Raw genomic sequence first — 17,828 nt, 5'->3', positions numbered from 1 at the left:
AACCAATCTGCATATAACTAGGTCAATGTTGTATCTAACGCAAGCAATGCAAGGGGAATTGCATGACAAACTCTTATCAGCCGCCCAAGGTATGGACTTGGGACGCTGAAAGCGGTGGCAAGTTTGCCAATATCAATCGTCCAATATCTGGCGCTACTCACGACAAAGTATTACCACAGGGCAAGCACCCATTGCAGTTGTACTCATTGGCAACTCCCAATGGTGTAAAGGTAACAATTCTGCTTGAGGAGTTGTTAGCATTAGGGATCACTGACGCCGAATATGATGCTTTTATGATTAATATTATGGAAGGCGAACAATTCGGTTCGGGATTCGTCGAAGTTAACCCCAATTCGAAAATTCCGGCGATGTATGACACATCGACGAATCCGCCGACTCGGTTGTTCGAGTCTGGCTCTATTTTGTTGTATTTAGCCGAGAAGCACCAAGCGTTTATACCTGCTGAGCCGAGCGCGCGCGCTGAATGTGTGAATTGGCTGTTTTGGCAGATGGGTAGCGCCCCAATGTTAGGCGGTGGTTTTGGACACTTCTATGCGTACGCACCTGAAAAATGGCAGTACCCGATTGATCGCTATGCAATGGAAGTCAAACGACAGTTAGATGTTTTGGAAAAACAATTGGCAGGCAAGACCTATATTCTGGGGGATGAGTACACTATCGCTGATATTGCTATTTGGCCATGGTATGGTGCGCTGGCGTTGGGATATTTATACGAAGCAGGCGAGTTTCTCGATGTTGAAAGTTATACCAACGTTCAACGCTGGGCCAAAGACATTGCCGAGCGGCCGGCGGTTAAGCGTGGTAAAAAGGTGAATCGCAGCTGGGGCGACCCTAAAGGCCAGTTACACGAACGTCACGATGCCAGTGACTTCGAACATAAGACCCAAGATAAAATCGCACCGCAAGAAGGTGAATAAGCATTAGAGAAGGGCTCAGCGGGGAGCATCAGAATCGTCTTTTGCTGTTGTTGAGCCTTTTTTCATGGGCAGTTTGGCGCTGTATTTAAGCAGCATTATGTTACTGACAATCAAGCCCAGTACCAAAACAATAATGCCCACAATTAACCACGTACTCATGCGTCTGTCGCTCCTTGATTGCGAACATAACGCCGGTAGAGTTCATCGAAGTGCTCAGCGATAAGTGAGCTTGCTGGAAGATTGGCGTCGAGAATTGTTCGTTTTAGCGCGTTTGGATCGAATTGTTGCTCAATCTGGGTTGCTATTGGTGCATAACTTAGGTGCCAAGGCTCAGCGCCAATACCTCCTACGTACTTAGCGTATGGGCGCACAAAGCCAAAGTTCGCGGCATTTTCTGCCAACCAATGTGATAACTCAGAACAGGGGCCTGGCGGCTCATATTCACTGCTGATCAACTGAAATTCGATACCGCTGGCTTCAACGCGTGCTTTGTCGTACACATCGATATCGGTGCCCCAGTGGTGTCGAGAGCCACCGGGGAGCGCAGACCATAGTAACATGGCATGTAAGCGTTGTGTGTCATTCAATGTCGCGCTGTCAATTAAGGTATTATCAAGTGCATACAATGGCAATTCACCTTGCCATTTGCGTCGCCAAATTGCGCATTGTTGAGCAAAACTGCGAAAACTACTGACCATTTGTAAATCGATGCCAGCAGCTTGCGCTGCTTGTCGCATGCGCAAAAAGTTGTCGCGCACCTCAGCCTGAAGACGGTGCTTGCCTTCTACTTCTACGAGATGAGATTCATCTTGACCTAACCAATGCTGCATTGTCACCGTTATAACAACTCCTCCAGGATACCTGTGTACATGTCGGTTAAGACCTCAAGGTCAGCAATTTTCACATGCTCATCTACTTTGTGAATACTGGCATTGACTGGGCCTAATTCAACGACTTGAGCGCCAGTAGGAGCAATAAAGCGTCCATCTGAGGTTCCGCCAGCGGTGGAAAATTCTGGATTGTTGCCCGTTATCTGTTTGATCACATGAGCGGTAGCTGCGCGCAGCTCACCAGGTTGGGTTAAAAACGGTGAACCATTGTGGGTCCAGTTTATATCGTAGTTAAGATTGTGCTTGGTAAGCACCTGATTGACCTTGGCAATTAAACCTTCTGAATGACTTTCGGTTGAATAGCGAAAATTAAACATGATGTGACATTCGCCTGGTATGACATTACCTGCGCCAGTCCCGGAGTTAATGTTGGAAACCTGAAAGCTTGTTGGGGGAAAATCAGGATTGCCTTTGTCCCATTCGATAGCACTGAGCTCAGCAAGTGCTGGTGCAACTTGATGAACGGGGTTCTCAGCTAGATGAGGGTAGGCAACGTGACCTTGTACACCGTGGATCACCAAATCACCGGTTAATGAGCCGCGACGACCGTGTTTTACCACATCTCCGACACTGCGGGTGCTCGAGGGCTCACCGACAATACACCAATCAATTTTTTCGTTACGAGCTTCCAGCGTATCAATAACCCGCGTAGTGCCATTGATAAAAGGACCCTCTTCATCGCTGGTAATCAGCAGCGCAATCGAGCCTCTGTGATCGGGATTGGCAGCAACAAAACGTTCGATAGCGACAATCATCGCTGCGAGACTTCCTTTCATATCCGCCGCACCGCGACCGTACAACAAACCATTGTCTTCGGTGGGCACAAACGGCGGGAAACGCCATTTATTTGCTGGGCCTGAGGGGACTACATCAGTATGACCGGCGAAGCAAAATACCGGTGCTTCAGAACCGCGTCGGGCCCATAAGTTGGTTGTGTCTTCAAACACCATCGTTTCTAGCTTGAAGCCTAATTTTGCCAGACGATCGCCAAGTAATACTTGGCAACCAGCGTCCTCAGGTGTTACCGATTGGCGTTCAATTAACGCTTTGGTTAACGCTAACACTTCACTCATTGCGCAAATAATTCCGCGTATTGGTCTGCTTTAAAACCCACCAACGCTACAGAATCTGATAAAACCACAGGGCGTTTTATCAACGTGGGTTGCTCAGCCATCAACTGGATAGCCAAAGCCTCGTCAATAGTATTCTTGGTCGCATCATCAAGCTGCCTGTAGGTCGTGCCGCGCTTATTTAATAGCGTGTCCCACGGGATCCGCTTAGCAGTGCTGCTAACCCAGTCTTGCTCAATTCCATCCACCCTAAAATCGTGAAAAACATACTCAATGTTTTGTTGTTCAAACCACTTGCGAGCTTTTTTCACGGTGTCGCAATTTTTAATACCGTAAAGCGTAATTGTCATAGTTTCTGTACATTCGTATGAGTTAAAAAAATAATGTCATAAGGTCGTCGCTATTGGCAACGACTGCTATCGAAGTCTGCGGGCCACCGGGCGTAGTGATTGCGCGTAATTTACCGCCATTCAACACGGTTACATACAATTCCACCTGAGGTAGGTGATTGCGCAGAAAAGCCAGATCAAAATCCATTATGCATTGCTGGGGCGCAACTCTATCGCCAACGCTTACATGTCGTCTAAATCGTTCTCCCATAAGCTGATGAACACTACTGGCAAATCCCAAGCGCAGAATTAAGCCACTTCGGGCTTTTAGAACGGTGGTTTCACCCGTAGCTGTAGACTGAATAACCGACGCCTCAAAAGGCGCAAATAATTGTGAACCTGATACGTCTACACACACACCATCACCACAGGCTCGCATAGCCATCAATGCTTCATTACTGGTAGCTAAGGACTTGACTTTACCACTGATCGGCGCGGATATAGAGATGCTATGAGCAAAGCTGTCTGGGGCTTTGTCGACGTGTTTCGAAACGGTAATAGTCACTAGCGAATAACCGTGTAACCCTCAGCCTCTAAAGCCGCTAATGCAGTATCAAGCGATTTATTTTTCACTAAGAAGTAATCGGTTTCGAACGTGGATAGTACGAAAATACTGACATTAGCTTTGGCGAGCACATTACAAATACTGGCCATGATCCCAATCATAGACAAACTCAAGGGCCCTAAAACTTCCAAAGCTCGCCAATTTCCGTCGCTGTCTTCAGACTCAATTGCGACCGTTTCGGGCACCACGATAGAGAGCTCCTCAGCCGTTTTTCCTATGAAGTACAAAGATTGCCTAAATACAACGTCAGGGACGTCAGCGTCGGCTGGCAACGAATGAATAATCATTGTATCGGCAACTACTGCTAACGTCTGCTTTGGCATAGGCTTAACCACTTGTTACTCCATAAACTTTGAGATTAGCATAAAAAACAGTCGGATGACGCCACAAGATTGCGATTAAAATAGTCTAGATACTATCAATTGGTAATATCTTCGTTGCGCCTACGTTATTGATTGTTTTGTCAAAACTCTCTGCAAGGCGCTCTGTCTCTGTCAATACCGTGCGCCAATAGGCAATGCGCTGCTCACTATCCATTTTAGTAAAGTCTTCACGGTCCGGAATTTTTCCATAGGGCAAGGAAGCAACGAATTCTGCAGAAGGCACTAGCATCACTGTATTCGTATAATTTTTCTCGCGGACTTTACGTGGCAGTGATTTATCAAACCATCCAGCGCGCGGCGAAGCATTGAAATGAGGGTATAAAATCAATCCCCCTTGGGTATCAATATCCAGATCAAAATGGTAATCAATGATCCCGCCGTCGCGGTACATCCCCTTCGGGGCATCTGGAATATCGGCAATGCCTTTCATTACCATAGGAATCGAACCTGATGCCAACAATGCAGGCTTTAAATTGTTGGTGGTGAAAGCAACGCTTTGTGTCGCAAAACCCATGTCGTCTTTAAACGCAAGTGCACTAGAGGGTGATTGAAATACAAAGCGTTGGTATTGGTCTTTGAGCAATCGGCGGCTGACGCGGTTGACAAGATAGCTGCGCATCAAACCAGCCATTTGTACAATAGAGGTTTCAGAAGCGGCTAAACCCAGGGTGCGCGCAACAATAAAGTGAGCCTTAAACACGGGGTTATGAATAATTGCCTCAATTTGATTTTCAGGTACCACTATGTCCAATAAGGCTTTAGCGGAATCGGTGATCTCTTGCGGTGTGGGCTTATCGGAGTATGTCGTGGTTGAGTAGTGCTTTGCTAAGCGCTTTATTGCTGCCACCGGGTCAGATTGTGCAAAGCACGCAGCGCGAAACGCCCCTGCAGATGAACCAATCATGTGCAGGGGCTGTTGACGGTCAGCGAAAAACTCACCAAACATGTACTTGTCTAAACCAAATAGGCTAAACCACTTGGGGCCGCCAGACGCGCCCAAAAACACGGTGAAATCGTCGGCTTTAATCGCGCCGTCGCTGATCCGTTCACGGGCATTAGGGCCTGCATATATTGTTAACATAAAGTCTTTAGCGCGTTGTTTTTTTACAGTCTTTTTATCACAATCGGCAGCGACTGGCGAGCGGCGCTGTGCGCAGGGCTTGCAGCTTTAGGTCGTTCGGGTATGATGGCGATAAAGATAACAAGAGTGCATGTCGTGGAAAGGCACCAAATCCTCATTGTTGAAGACGATCCAGTTAATATCAACGTCCTCGTTGGCACGTTGCGTGACGACTACACCGTGTTTATCGCCAAAACCAAAGAAAAAGCGCTCAAATTACTCATCGAGAAAAAAATTGATATTGTGCTACTCGATTTGAACTTGCCTGATGGTAATGGTCTAGATATCTGCAAGATGGTTCGCGATGACCGTGAAACCTATTCAAATCCTGCCATTATCGTTATGACCGGAAGCCGCGATTCTGATGACGAGTTACGCTCGTTAGAGTATGGGGCTAATGACTTTATTTCTAAGCCGCTGCACAATCAAATTCTCAAGGCGAGAATTGAAATTCAAGTTGACCTGCTGCGTAAAACCGCATTGCTAAACAAACTGGCGCGTATTGATGGGCTTACTGAAGTGGCGAATCGTCGTGCGTTTGATGAGTCGCTCGTGCGCGAGTGGCATCGCTGCAAACGGGCAGGGCAGCCATTGTCGTTATTGCTTATCGATGTTGATGAGTTTAAAAAATACAACGATGCCTATGGGCACACCAGTGGCGACATGTGTTTGCGTCAAGTTGCAAAATTACTGATAGAAGTCTTTAAACGCGCATCTGACCTAGTCGCTCGCTTTGGCGGTGAAGAGTTTGCCGTTATTATGCCTAATACCGATCAAAAAGATGCTATTGCACTGGCTAATATTGCCTTGGGTAAAATGGTCGAAAAGAATATTCCCCATCAAACGTCTTCCGTCCACGACGTAGTGACGTTTAGTGGTGGTCTGATCACCACATTCCCCGTTGATATTGATTTGACGGCGGAAGAAATTATCCATCAAGCCGATGTGCAGTTGTATAATGCGAAAAAAGAAGGGCGTGCCAGAATAATGCCAGCGTTTACTCAGCAGGTGGCGTCAGTTTTCTGATTATTGGCTAAAAAATCATTCAGTGGTTCGGGGTGATGCAACGCAAAGCCCTGTAGGTAATCAATATTGAGCTGCTTTAATAAGCTAACCGCTGCTTTGCTTTCAACGCACTCTGCGACTACTTTAATTCCTTTGGCAGATGCGATTCCTGCGATGGATTCTATCATGCGGCGATTGACCAAATCAGTTTCTACATCGCGCACAAACATTCCATCAATTTTTACTGTGTCGATAGCGAGCACTTTTAAGTACTCGTAGCTCGATGTACCCGTACCGAAATCATCCAATGCAAATTGACAGCCAAACCCACTGAGTTCATTGATAAATTGCGTGGTGGTTTCTAAGTTACTGATCGCTGATGATTCGGTGATTTCTAAACACAGCAGGCTAGGGTCGACCTGACACTGCGATAGCGTTTCTTTAATAAAACTAGCGGCGTCTTCTTTATTGATAAATGCGCCGCTGACGTTGACCGATAATTGAATACCCGAACCGGTAGCACTTAGGGCCACCACAGACTTTTCAATCATATAGCGATCGATCGCATCAATAATATTGAATTTTTCCGCGACAGGAATGAAATAACTCGGCGGCTGCAAGCGGCCTGCAGTATCAATTAAACGAGCTAACACTTCAGCTTTAACTAAGGTTTCTCCATCGTTTAAATAAATACCTTGCACGTGCAATTGCAGACGGCCTTCTTCAATCGCTTGACGAATAATCGGCACGAGACGCATTTGTTGCTGGGTTTTATCCACATGGGTACGTGTCACGTTGTACACGGAAATCTCGCCACCGCCCTTTAATTTACTTTGATAACAGGTCCGTTCTGCGACACTTATCAAGTGCGATACCGAATCAATGCTTTGGTCAATTTCGACCAAGCCCATACTGACATTGTGTTTGAATCGCTCATCCATCCAAGTAAATTCAAAGTTCTCAAGCGCTGATTTAATCGCTCGGACTTTAGAGATCGCAAAGCCCATATCAGGCTGATGAAAGTAAACGGCAAATTCATCGCCGCCAATGCGTGCTGCGATATCATCTGTGTCGAGTTGGCCGCGTAATACTTCAGCCATCTGGCGCAACAGTTCATCACCCGCTAAATAACCGCAAGTATCGTTAACGATCTTAAATTGGTCTAAATCAATCAGGCATACAAACCGGGCATCTGTAATCTCCTCGGTATTGGCCATCGATTCAGTTAGTTTTTCCTCCAAGGCAAAACGATTGTACATACGGGTGACAAAATCGTGATGCGACAGGAATGACAGTTTATCTTGTAAACTGCGCCGCTCATTAATTTCACGGCGTAAACTCGCATTGGTATTCACCAATTCTCGCGTGCGCTCTTCAACTTTCTTTTCCAGCCGCTCATTAGCTGAGCTCAACAAGGCGTTGGTTTCATCTAATGCTTTGAGCGTAGAGGCGAGTTTTAAATGGGTTGTTACACGAGCTTGTAAGGCATCGCTATCCACTGGTTTGATAATGTAGTCGACACCACCCACATCAAAGGCTTTGGCTGTGTCTTGTTCACTGCTCGTGAGAAACAACACTGGAATGTGGGCGTATTGGCTATCGGCCTTGATTTGTCGACATACTTCGATGCCGCTGAGGCCTGGCATTTTGATATCCAGAAGGATTAGATCCGGCTTCTCTCGCGCGATAATATCCAGCGCCAGTTGGCCATCGGTAGCGACGAGCAATCGCGGCTTAAGCGTCTGCAATTGCTGGCCAATAACGCGTAAGTTAATAGAATCGTCGTCTACCGCGAGGATCGTATACTGTGATAAATCAGGCATCATTTTCCCTAATAATGGCTAAAGCATTATCGTAATCAAACGAATCTAACGCAGCAACTAATCGCGTTAATCCATCGTCTTTAAATTCATCCGGTTGTAAGCCTTCAACTTCCGCCAATAATGCATCTGGAATCAATTCGCTGCTCTCCAGAAGGTTTACCAGTTCAGCTAAAACATCACAGGCTTGACGTTCACTCGACACTGTTTTAGTCGTTTCATTGGCCGCAGTAATGGCACCAGCGTCGCGCAAGGACAGTTCAATAGCATCTTTGTAATGATCCAAGGCTTGTTGATCGAGCTCGCCATCGTCAAGCACTTCTTCGATATGCTTACTGCGTTCAAACAGCGTCATAAAACCCATATTGCCGCTGGTGCCTTTGAGTGTATGAAAAATACTACCGAGTTGGTCAAATTGTTTGGCGTCAAAATGGGTTTGAATAACGCTGGCAATATTTTGGTATTGATTGATGTAGACCTGCAAACTCTTCAGGTATAGCTGTGGTTGCTCGGCAAGGCTAGGGGAAGCATCTTGCCAATTCATCGTGAGTAATTGGTCAGGAATGTTTAGCGAAGGGCGCTCTGCAGGTGCATCTTCGGGGATTGCTGGCGCTCGATTGTCAACATCGCAAAATTGTACCTCTTTGGCGTTCAGCGCACTGCGTAACGCATCCTTTAAATTCTCAACTTCGATGGGTTTAGGTACATGATCATCCATACCTGCAGCAAGGCATTTTTCGCGATCGCCTTTTAACGCATTGGCAGTCATGGCGATGATTGGGATACGATGCCAACGGTCACCCGCAGCACCTTCACGTATCTTACTAGTGGCTTGATAGCCGTCCATTATGGGCATTTGGCAATCCATTAAAATGGCTGCATATTCGTTGTCGTCGGCCGCGCGTAATCGCTCAAGAGCTTCTAAACCATGCTCGACAATATCACACGGCATTTCAATGCTCTCGAGTAAACCTTGGGCAACGAGTTGGTTGACGTGGTTGTCTTCTACCAACAGCACTTTTGTGCCTTCTGGCCATTCTACTTTGGTGCTTATTGCGCGACTTAATTGCTGCAAGGAGTGTTCTGAAACGAATAATCGCTCCGAGCCGTTTTGGCTGTTCGCTGCGATCATGGCAATGGCGTTAAACAAATCTGAAGTAACTACCGGTTTAATTAGGCATCCATCTAATCCTAAACGGGCCAAATCAGACGTAGCAATTTGACTGGACACTGAACTCAGCATCAGGATGGGTAATTCCTCATTAGAACGCTGCTGACGTATCGCTTCAGTTAAGTAAAGCCCGTCTTTTTCAGGCATGTGCATATCGGTAATGACTAAATCAAAATCAATACTCGCACTCGCGTTATCGCTACTAATTTGATTAAGGCGCAAAATATCCATTGCCTCATCGACACTAGCAGCTTGAGTAACCTTAGCGCCCCAATTGTCGAGATGCGCATTGAGAATATCGAGATTGGTTTGGTTGTCGTCGACGGTTAATACCCGCCAGCCGCGCATACTAATTTCCGGTACTTCTTTGATGGCTGATTTAGCTGGCGAGAGGGCAACGGTGAATGCAAAACAGCTACCCTTGTCGGTTTTACTGTCAACCGATATTTCGCCATCCATCAAATTAACCAAGCGCTTGGAGATAGCCAAACCTAATCCACTGCCGCCATAGGTGCGTGTGGTGGAGCTGTCGACTTGTGAGAACGATTCAAATAAGCCGAGCATTTTCTCCTTTGGAATGCCGATACCGGTGTCACTAACTTTGCAGTTCAGTCTTATTTCATCACCGTGTTCAACAATGGCGGCTTCAATAACCACTTGTCCTTCATTGGTGAATTTGATCGCATTACCGACCAAGTTTGTCAGTACCTGTCGAATCCGCAAGGGATCACCTGCAACGGTTTCAATTTCAATTTTGGATACGTCTACCAATAACTCGATGCCTTTGGCATCAGCGCGAATGGCCAACGCTTGCGCACTCTCTTCAATTAATTGACGCGGATTAAAATCGACAGTCTCGATTGACAGTTTACCGGCTTCAATTTTGGAAAAATCAAGGATGTCGTTGATGACTGCTAACAGAGCATCTGCACTGCTTTTAGCCACATTCACTTTTTGAATTTGGTCGTTGTTAAGGGTCGAACGACTGAGGAGTTCCAGCATACCTAAGACGCCGTTCATAGGCGTGCGGATCTCGTGCGACATGCGCGCTAAAAACTCGCTCTTGGCGGTGTTTGCATTGTTGGCTTGTTGGGTTGCAAGTTTTAACTGCTGCTCAGCCAATTTTCGCTGGGTAATGTCACGGCTAACCGCCAAAATATAACGCCGTGAACTGCCTGGTAACTTAAACGCTGATTTGCGTGTTTCAAACAGTACCTGTTCATCATGGCGGTTCGACGTCCAACGCTCATTCACGCGTGGCGTATCACTTTTTAGTACTTCTTGATCATCAAGCTGAAAGGAATTGGCTTCTGCAGTCGAATACAAATCGCGGTCGTGTTTTGATTCGACTTCGTCAATGCTCTTCCCCAACAATTCCGCAAACGCTTGGTTGACCCTAAAGTAATGACCATCATCGGTTTTACAAAATATAGGATCCGGAATTTCTTGAAATACGGTTGATATCAAGGTTCGTTCTGTGCGTAATTGTTCCGCGGTTTGGCGCAGCTCAACCGTTCGGTCTTCAACCTCTGACTCCAATTGTCGGGCTGAAGAGCGTAGTAAGCGGGTGGTGCGACTCATTAGCATGTACAACAAAATGCCCAGAGCAACAGCGAAACTGCCGCTTACGGTTAATAGTGACAAGATTGTAGCCTGAGCACTGAAGTAAGGCTGCATGGCTTCCATAACGTCGATTTCAGATGTGATACCCAGGTTCAGGTCATCAATGAAGGTCCACGCGCCCATAACGGGGACACCGCGGTAATCGCGATAGCCTTCCATGCTTTCACCTGATAGGCCCAATGTCGCACTTTGTGCCATTAGTGTCAGTGGCTGTTCGTCGCGCTCTGCGCGTGCTTGCTTGCCTTGGGTTAAGTCTGTGCCTGGGTTGCGAATCGATACATTAAAAATGGCAGGCGAGTCTGGTGCAATAAGACCGGTGTTGACCAAGTCATCGGTAAAACGGCTTTCGGTGACTAATATCCCGGCGCGATTAAAAAGATAGGTTTCACCGCTATCTCCAATACGACCTAATTGAGCAATGGTCGACATGCCCTTGTCAGGAGAATGCTGAGCAGCGAGTAGGGCGATGGTTTCTCCGCGATAAACGATTGGCGCGACAAAGTGAGCAACGATAACATCTCGGTCGTAGCCGCGTTCTTCGGTTGGCGGAATAAACAAAGGCTCGTTTGTTGTGATAATACTGCGGATTAATTCTGGGTAGAGCTTAAAAAAATTGGGGGCTTGTCCAATCGGGAAGGATGATGTTGTGATCAGGCGTTGCCCGTCTAGCGACAGTAAATCGAATCCCTCGTGGCCTTGCAAACGCTGTAATTCAAAAAAACGCGTATGCAGCAACTCATCTAATACGCTGCGCTCGGCCTCACTGGCATTTTCATCAATAAGCCTGGCGACAGCCGCGTTAACGCCATCAGTTGAGGCTGCTTCTGATATTTCATTGATACTGGCATCGTGCCACAGTTGTAATGCCGCAACGGTTGTATCTAGCACGACATTGAGGGCTTTACTGGTTTCTTTGCGAATATCTTCGCGTATGTCAATTAATGCATAGCGGGTAGCAATTGCTGAAACGATTACCAATAAAATTGCCGCGACAACAGCGGTTTTAACCAGACGCTTACTGCCACTATCAAGGTCTCGCTTGATCAATTGCTTATGCCATGTGTTAAGTGCTTGATAGTTAAACTTTAGCAGTCTGTACTTTATTTAGTCTAGTTTTTTGCAATCCGAGATTTCAGGGCAAAAATATGCCAAAAAGCGCTTGCAGTCTGGGGGGCGAATCGCTAACATACGCGCCGCTTAGTCAAGCACATCTCATGCGTCTATAGCTCAGTTGGTTAGAGCGCTACCTTGACATGGTAGAGGTCCCCTGTTCGAGTCAGGGTAGACGCACCAAATTTCTATATTTATTCCACACTAAACCGATAGCTGATACGCGCAAATACTCACTGAGCTGGCCAAATTAAGTGAGTCTATAACGCCACTGCCCGCGATGGTATATGGCTTGGTACTCAGAATTAAGCCCCCAGACTCCAAGATTTGGATGTTTACATACTACTAATCATTCACCAAAATGCGCAAGAACATTAGATTAGGAGCCCACCCTGATGGGGCTTCTCCAAATGCTCGAAACATGTGACAAATAGCCTAGAAACTAATGGCGATTCATTTTAACTAAGGGCTCAAATTCAGACTATCAGAGTCTGACGCTTGAAATTGTCGTCATAATTAACTTCTAAAAAGAAAATACACCCCAAGTCGAAGTATCGTCCATTTCAGCATTTTCTGGGTAGGTCAGCGTTGTCCAAGCATCTTTTTGTTTTATGCCACTGACACTAATCATCATACGCCAATTATTGCCAGGAAATTTTCCACGCGTAATCTGGACCTGCCTATGTGATCCTCTTTCAAATGTGGGATTTTTTCTGTTTTCGGGGTCTTTCAAGCCGCTGTATGGAACCCATAACCCAGCATAACCATTTCGTACACCCTGATCAGCAGTACTTTCCCAACCATTTTCAGTCAGCTTACTTTCCCCCATTTGGGCTGAAAGATGATACTTGTAGGGCTGCTCAGCTTCCGTACTTTCAATATAGAGGTCCAGCACGTTAATATCTTCAGATTTACCTTTGGTACAAATATAAAAATATTTTGTGTCCTGCATGAGAAATACCGTTACGTCAGAGGGAAGGTGAAGCCTGCTTGCAACCTCCCACTCGTCATTTCCACAACGCCCATCAAGCAATGCTGATTCATTGGTAGAATTAATAGCGATACTTTTTGGTTCATCAGCTAAGGCACCAGCATGGGCAATTGAAAGGCCTAGATATAAAAGTTTAGATATGTTTTTCATTGATAACTCCAGATTTTAAATTGTACATGTGTAGTCAGTGACTGGGTGTTAAGCCATTGCATTGTAATGGGCTTGCTTCGCTGAATGTAAACATAGATACGTAGTTATAGTTTATGACTCAAATACACTTTTTTACTCTGCTGTACGCGCGATTTTGGATAAGACTAATTCACAAATTGTATAACTCGATAAGAGTCGTTTGTGTCCCATGTTTTCAGTTGGGTAGAGTGTTGAGTATTTGATATTGTCGGCTAAACGCAAAGCATTTGTATAAGGAACTTGACTGTCAAAAATGTCATGAATAATGGTGCAGGGTACATCTAATAATCGTACTTTTTCGGCAACTTCAACCTCATTGTGTTTACCTACCAGAATTTCGACTTGATCTAAAAACAATCGCTTGGCGCGCCTCCCTAGCTTGATTGCAAAAGCAAATCTTTTTACGACATCCAAAAATGAAGAAGGACTTGATATTAGGATTAATTTGTTCGCAATCTTACATTGCGAAGCGGCTAGAGCAAGGGCTCCCGCCCCCATTGAATGACCGATGCCCACATCAATAGTTTTTGAGATTGAATGTTGAGCCTCAATGATTGCATCGACAAATAACTTTGGGTGAGAAATTTCCTCGTTGGAAGGGCCATAGCCTGCTGGGGAAACTCCGTAGATCGTCATATTACGTTCAACCAACTTTCGGAAAAGTTCTTTAAAATCTTCGAAAGAGCCATTCCAACCATGAACTAACAATACAGTTTTTTGACCATTACCTTTCCATTTATAGAGGTGAGCACCGCTGGGTAACCTAAGTAACTCATCAGGTGCAGGGATGTTACTTTGAATTGTTTTTGGCGTGTCAACAGTAAACATCAGTTTTAAAGCTCTTTGCGCTGAAAAAGCAGGAAATATCCGGCTAACGCTCCAAAAATATACACTGATGGTATTCATGATGAAGTTTTTCATTATTTTTCCTGTATTTTCTTTTGAAATATTCTTTATATTTCGATTAATAAAACGACAGTTTCTTACTGTTAAGGGCAACCAAGTGAATATCCTGTTCAGTGCCGGAAATTAAATATGCTGAAGGCGCTTATCTACAAAACTTCGATTACTATTGCATCAATGGAAGAAAGTACGAGTGATAAAGCAGTGCTTAAAATAACCAAATTTAATCTCGTTTGAAGTATTTCAAACTTCCGTTTAACAGCATGTTTTTACCATCCTCGGAAACTGAAAACTTAATGGGACGGCGTAATGAACCGAAGTTTACGACATAACTTTTTTCTTCCTTCTGGTCAGCATAGAGAGGGCCAGATAGCACGCCGCTACTCAGCCAAACATGATTGGCATTTACTGTGATAGTGATTGGCGGCCATCCGTCTTGGTTCAAATAGGTTCCAAGATGTTCTTGCCATTCCGAGGTAGGGACCACTCGAGATTCTGAATAAAGAGAGTTTGCCTTTTCACGAGCGATGCTCTTTTCTAGGCCTTCTAATTCCTTAGAATAGCGTGATTCGGCTAAATCTGGCGCAATTACTAAATTATAAGCGTAGTTTGCGGCTAGGTGAGGAAGCACATAGCCACGCTGGTCGTTGAAAAAGGCGACCACTGCGACACCTTGCTCAGGCATGAACGATGCGTGAAAACTTAGTCCTGCGTAGCCACCAAAACGAGTTAGGATAGTATTGTCATGGTAGTTAGCAATGTCCCATGCCAAACTATAACCTGTTCGTTCGTAGGTATAGTAGGTCTTTTCCTGAGTTGTAGTTGGTTCATGCAAAGGCGTAAAAAAATAATCTGCAGCCGATAGCTCTTCACCTTGATTTAAATTGAATTGTAGCCATTTGGCCATGTCGCTTAAGGTCGAAACGCTGCCGCCTGCGGCATGTAGCGTTAAATCTGTTTTGAACAGCCCTGTACGTAAAACCTCTCCATCTGCTCCGACTTCGATACTAGGTAAAATCGCGCCTGCTGGATAGGCACTTAGCGTTGAGCTGGTGTGGTACATACCGAGCGGCGAAAATAGCTTTTCGTCCATTAATTTCTTCCAACTCTTCTTGGTGGCAATCTCCATGGCGCGCGCTGCCAAAATGGGACCTGTGTTGGAATATCTGAAAACGCCTGCAGGCGCAACCAGCGTATCGGTGTTGAGCGCTTTAACCAGCTCGGCTTCGGTGTCGTAACCTAAAAAGGCGGTTTTGAAAGTATGCATAATACTGGTGAATCCAGCTGTATGATCAAGCAATTGAGTTACAGTGATGGTGTCGCTTGCAATATTGGGGTTCGTAACTTCGTCAGCCAAATAGGTTTCGATTGGCGCGTCCAGTTGGAATACACCCTCTGATGCCAAAACTTGCGCTAGGGTGCCTGTGAACGCTTTGGTATGTGACGCTATTAGAAAAGGCGTTTCAGTTGAAATGCCATTGTCCGATCCGTCGTTGCCTTGAGTGTTGAGCGTGTAGGAATAACGCAGTCCAGATCTATCGACGACCGCAATTAGCAGATCACCTTTTAGTTGATGCTTTTGATAAATTTTTTCTAGTTTGCTGGGCAGGTTCTGGATAAGCCTCTGGTTAGCAGCGTCGTCTACGCCAGCAGCAGTTGTATAAGCGTTAACTGATAACATTAAAGTTGTGACTAACGCACATGAGAATATTTTCATCGTGATTTTCCTATTGTTAATAAGCTCGCTAACTAGACATTGCTCGAATAAGCATTTGTACACTTAACGCCATTTGCGTTTAAGTTAACGGTGCCGCTGTAACTAATTACTTTTGTTCAGATTCGCTCTGAATCATTTAAATAAATATGAGATTTTCACATCATTTTCAGTGCATTGATTTTGTTTTGGATAATGCGTTTTAAATCCTCAAGGTCTGTCGATGCTAAGGCCTGTTCGTAAAAATATTTTGCCTTATCCAACCGGTTTGCACGTGTTTCAATATCGCCCTGAAGTGTTAATAGTCTATAACTGGTTTTGTCTGTAGATACAGAAGAGGTAATAAACTGCTGCGCTAACGTATAGTCTTGCTTTTCGAATGCAAACTTAGCGAAGTAATAGCCCCAATAATCTCCGCCTGTAGAAAAACGTCCAAGTCGCTCTATAATTTCATCCAACAATTCCTTGTTATCACTTTTGACGGCATGACGTGCCATTGTAAATTTAGTATTTTCGGGAGTCTGATATGGAACCTGGTACAAATTAGAACGCTTTTCGTAATAATTTATAATGCCATCAACGCCTCCAAATTGGATGACTTCTTCAATTGAGTAGAAATTCACTCCTCTGAAATCTGAGAAGAGCCACATTAAACCGTTGGTGAGAGCGTCGATAGGGGTAGTAAAGTAGCCATGATTTTTTGTTATGCTTAATTCCAAATCAACGTCTTTAGAACTGGGTGCACTGATCACATCAAGGAGCTGTTTATGCTCCTCAATTCTTTGAAGCTCAGTGTGCCCTAATGATACATAAAACTTAGTTTCTATGTTTCTATCGGCGAGAAGACTATTTTGAAAGCTATTTACTTTGTTAATGGTTAGATTTGGAGCACTTGCGAGCAAAAATCCATTAAAGTCACTTAAACTAGCTAACTCTAGCCCAAATCCTGCAGCAAGTTCCCAGCCAAAATAGATTTTCAAATCGCTCGAAGGGTAAGTAGATTCGATTAAGGGAACTATTTTCGATAGTAAGATGGACATCATTTCAAAAGAGCGTTCATTTAAGAGTTGATGTCTTAAGCCCGAGGGTTCCGAAAGTTTCGATGTATCAATAGCTACCACTAAAAAGTTGGGGATTGTTATGTTTCTGTGATTTAAGCTATCTTGCAATCCTACTGCTGAATATAAATAGTGCTGCCCATCCATCAAATACAAGGTGGGAAAACTTTCCTGGATATCGCTAGTTGGGACATAAACTTTTACGGCGATTTCATCTGTAATGTTGTGGGTATCTATTTTAATTTGGTGAGTAGTTGCCTCAGCTCTGAGACCTACTGAGATAGCTAAACCAAAGATTAAAAAATTTATTAGTTTCAATGTATTCATTAACGTACCTTTATTCATATGAGCGTAAATGATGAAGATTCCTAATCTTTGTTTAGCTTTATTTGTATTCGTGGTTTATTTGTAAAAGCTGTAAAACTTAATAAACCTGTTGTGTTAACCCTCGAAACCAGAAGACTCTCGGATGCTAATAGGGTTACCATCAGGGTCTATACACCGAATAATGTTTCCCCAGTCTGTTTGGAATCGTTTAGCAGAGGGATCATGTTGCTGTACTAGTTCGAAAATTTTTTGTGTGTCTTCGACATGGAACCGAAGGACGGTGGAACTTTGTGAGGGGGTTTTCTCCTGGTTGGCGGCAATTCCTCCGGTTTCTATCATTAAGTAAGCTGAGCCAAACTGCAAGCAAGTCAGTCTAAAATCGCCATCACTTTTTGTGAATAGTTCCCCTAGTCCAAATAGTGATTTATAAAACGAGACGCAGTCGTCGAAATTAGCAACATTCAAAATTATTCCGAAACGTTCAATTTCCATCTTTTCACCCTCTTGTTTGCAGTTAAAAGTCACGTGTCAACGAATGACCAACCGACGAGTATTAATCTAG

Annotated in this window: 16 protein-coding genes and 1 tRNA gene; 3 read left to right on the top strand and 14 right to left on the bottom strand. The window is 44.8% G+C overall.

Features of this window, described 5'->3' with window-relative positions; genetic code table 11:
• Nucleotides 1–62 precede the first annotated feature (62 nt).
• Complete coding sequence (yghU, locus tag QTP81_RS11225; protein WP_289365555.1) at nucleotides 63–938, top strand: glutathione-dependent disulfide-bond oxidoreductase; 876 nt, start codon at nucleotides 63–65, stop codon at nucleotides 936–938.
• A 15-nt stretch (nucleotides 939–953) separates the two neighbouring features.
• On the opposite strand, the gene QTP81_RS11220 is transcribed toward yghU, so the two are convergent.
• The 7 genes from QTP81_RS11220 to QTP81_RS11190 all read right to left on the bottom strand — a co-directional run bounded on the left by QTP81_RS11220 (nucleotide 954) and on the right by QTP81_RS11190 (nucleotide 5,316).
• On the bottom strand, nucleotides 954–1,097 hold the full coding sequence (locus tag QTP81_RS11220; protein ID WP_289365554.1) for a DUF2897 family protein: 144 nt from the start codon (nucleotides 1,095–1,097) through the stop codon (nucleotides 954–956).
• The gene (locus tag QTP81_RS11215) at nucleotides 1,094–1,768 is read right to left on the bottom strand and encodes a M15 family metallopeptidase (protein WP_289365646.1); all 675 of its coding nucleotides are present in this window, start codon (nucleotides 1,766–1,768) and stop codon (nucleotides 1,094–1,096) included. The genes QTP81_RS11220 and QTP81_RS11215 overlap by 4 nt, the downstream gene beginning before the upstream one ends.
• An 8-nt stretch (nucleotides 1,769–1,776) precedes the next feature.
• Nucleotides 1,777–2,901 carry a succinyl-diaminopimelate desuccinylase gene (dapE, locus tag QTP81_RS11210; RefSeq protein ID WP_289365553.1) on the bottom strand — a complete coding sequence of 375 codons (1,125 nt, stop codon included), beginning with the start codon at nucleotides 2,899–2,901 and terminating at the stop codon, nucleotides 1,777–1,779.
• Nucleotides 2,898–3,248, bottom strand: coding sequence for an ArsC family reductase (locus tag QTP81_RS11205; RefSeq protein ID WP_289365551.1), 351 nt, complete (start codon nucleotides 3,246–3,248; stop codon nucleotides 2,898–2,900). The genes dapE and QTP81_RS11205 overlap by 4 nt, the downstream gene beginning before the upstream one ends.
• A 22-nt stretch (nucleotides 3,249–3,270) precedes the next feature.
• A complete protein-coding gene (locus QTP81_RS11200) occupies nucleotides 3,271–3,792 on the bottom strand; it encodes a PTS glucose transporter subunit IIA (protein ID WP_289365549.1) in 522 nt (173 codons plus the stop codon).
• Nucleotides 3,792–4,175 (bottom strand): ACT domain-containing protein, encoded by a 384-nt coding sequence (locus QTP81_RS11195; protein WP_289365548.1) that lies wholly within the window; start codon nucleotides 4,173–4,175, stop codon nucleotides 3,792–3,794. Before QTP81_RS11195 ends, QTP81_RS11200 begins: the two co-directional genes overlap by 1 nt.
• Nucleotides 4,176–4,260: 85 nt before the next feature.
• On the bottom strand, nucleotides 4,261–5,316 hold the full coding sequence (locus tag QTP81_RS11190) for a patatin-like phospholipase family protein (RefSeq protein ID WP_289365547.1): 1,056 nt from the start codon (nucleotides 5,314–5,316) through the stop codon (nucleotides 4,261–4,263).
• A 135-nt stretch (nucleotides 5,317–5,451) separates the two neighbouring features.
• Here QTP81_RS11190 and QTP81_RS11185 point away from each other — a divergent pair, with 135 nt between their 5' ends.
• Nucleotides 5,452–6,381: a GGDEF domain-containing response regulator gene (locus QTP81_RS11185; RefSeq protein WP_289365545.1), complete on the top strand. Its 930-nt coding sequence runs from the start codon at nucleotides 5,452–5,454 to the stop codon at nucleotides 6,379–6,381.
• Here QTP81_RS11185 and QTP81_RS11180 read toward each other — a convergent pair.
• Nucleotides 6,357–8,183, bottom strand: coding sequence for a putative bifunctional diguanylate cyclase/phosphodiesterase (locus QTP81_RS11180; protein WP_289365544.1), 1,827 nt, complete (start codon nucleotides 8,181–8,183; stop codon nucleotides 6,357–6,359). The two genes, QTP81_RS11185 and QTP81_RS11180, sit on opposite strands and share 25 nt — an antisense overlap.
• Complete coding sequence (locus tag QTP81_RS11175; protein ID WP_289365543.1) at nucleotides 8,176–12,021, bottom strand: response regulator; 3,846 nt, start codon at nucleotides 12,019–12,021, stop codon at nucleotides 8,176–8,178. Before QTP81_RS11175 ends, QTP81_RS11180 begins: the two co-directional genes overlap by 8 nt.
• Before the next feature lie 169 nt (nucleotides 12,022–12,190).
• Between QTP81_RS11175 and QTP81_RS11170 the strand changes: the two genes are divergently transcribed.
• Nucleotides 12,191–12,267, top strand: a tRNA-Val gene (locus tag QTP81_RS11170).
• A 340-nt stretch (nucleotides 12,268–12,607) separates the two neighbouring features.
• Here the strand turns inward: QTP81_RS11170 and QTP81_RS11165 are convergent.
• The 5 genes from QTP81_RS11165 to QTP81_RS11145 form a co-directional block, all read right to left on the bottom strand.
• The gene (locus QTP81_RS11165; protein ID WP_289365542.1) at nucleotides 12,608–13,225 is read right to left on the bottom strand and encodes a hypothetical protein; all 618 of its coding nucleotides are present in this window, start codon (nucleotides 13,223–13,225) and stop codon (nucleotides 12,608–12,610) included.
• Nucleotides 13,226–13,357: 132 nt separating this feature from the next.
• Nucleotides 13,358–14,185 carry an alpha/beta fold hydrolase gene (locus QTP81_RS11160; RefSeq protein ID WP_289365541.1) on the bottom strand — a complete coding sequence of 276 codons (828 nt, stop codon included), beginning with the start codon at nucleotides 14,183–14,185 and terminating at the stop codon, nucleotides 13,358–13,360.
• 205 nt (nucleotides 14,186–14,390) lie between these two features.
• Nucleotides 14,391–15,884 (bottom strand): serine hydrolase domain-containing protein, encoded by a 1,494-nt coding sequence (locus QTP81_RS11155; protein WP_289365539.1) that lies wholly within the window; start codon nucleotides 15,882–15,884, stop codon nucleotides 14,391–14,393.
• Between the two features lie 155 nt (nucleotides 15,885–16,039).
• A complete protein-coding gene (locus tag QTP81_RS11150) occupies nucleotides 16,040–17,266 on the bottom strand; it encodes a hypothetical protein (RefSeq protein WP_289365538.1) in 1,227 nt (408 codons plus the stop codon).
• 114 nt (nucleotides 17,267–17,380) lie between these two features.
• The gene (locus tag QTP81_RS11145; protein ID WP_289365537.1) at nucleotides 17,381–17,758 is read right to left on the bottom strand and encodes a VOC family protein; all 378 of its coding nucleotides are present in this window, start codon (nucleotides 17,756–17,758) and stop codon (nucleotides 17,381–17,383) included.
• Nucleotides 17,759–17,828: the final 70 nt, after the last annotated feature.

Origin of the sequence: Neoalteromonas arenosi, assembly GCF_030362855.1 — a bacterium.
Lineage (GTDB): Bacteria > Pseudomonadota > Gammaproteobacteria > Enterobacterales > Alteromonadaceae > Alteromonas_E > Alteromonas_E arenosi.
This window is presented reverse-complemented; position numbering and strand designations above follow the sequence as displayed.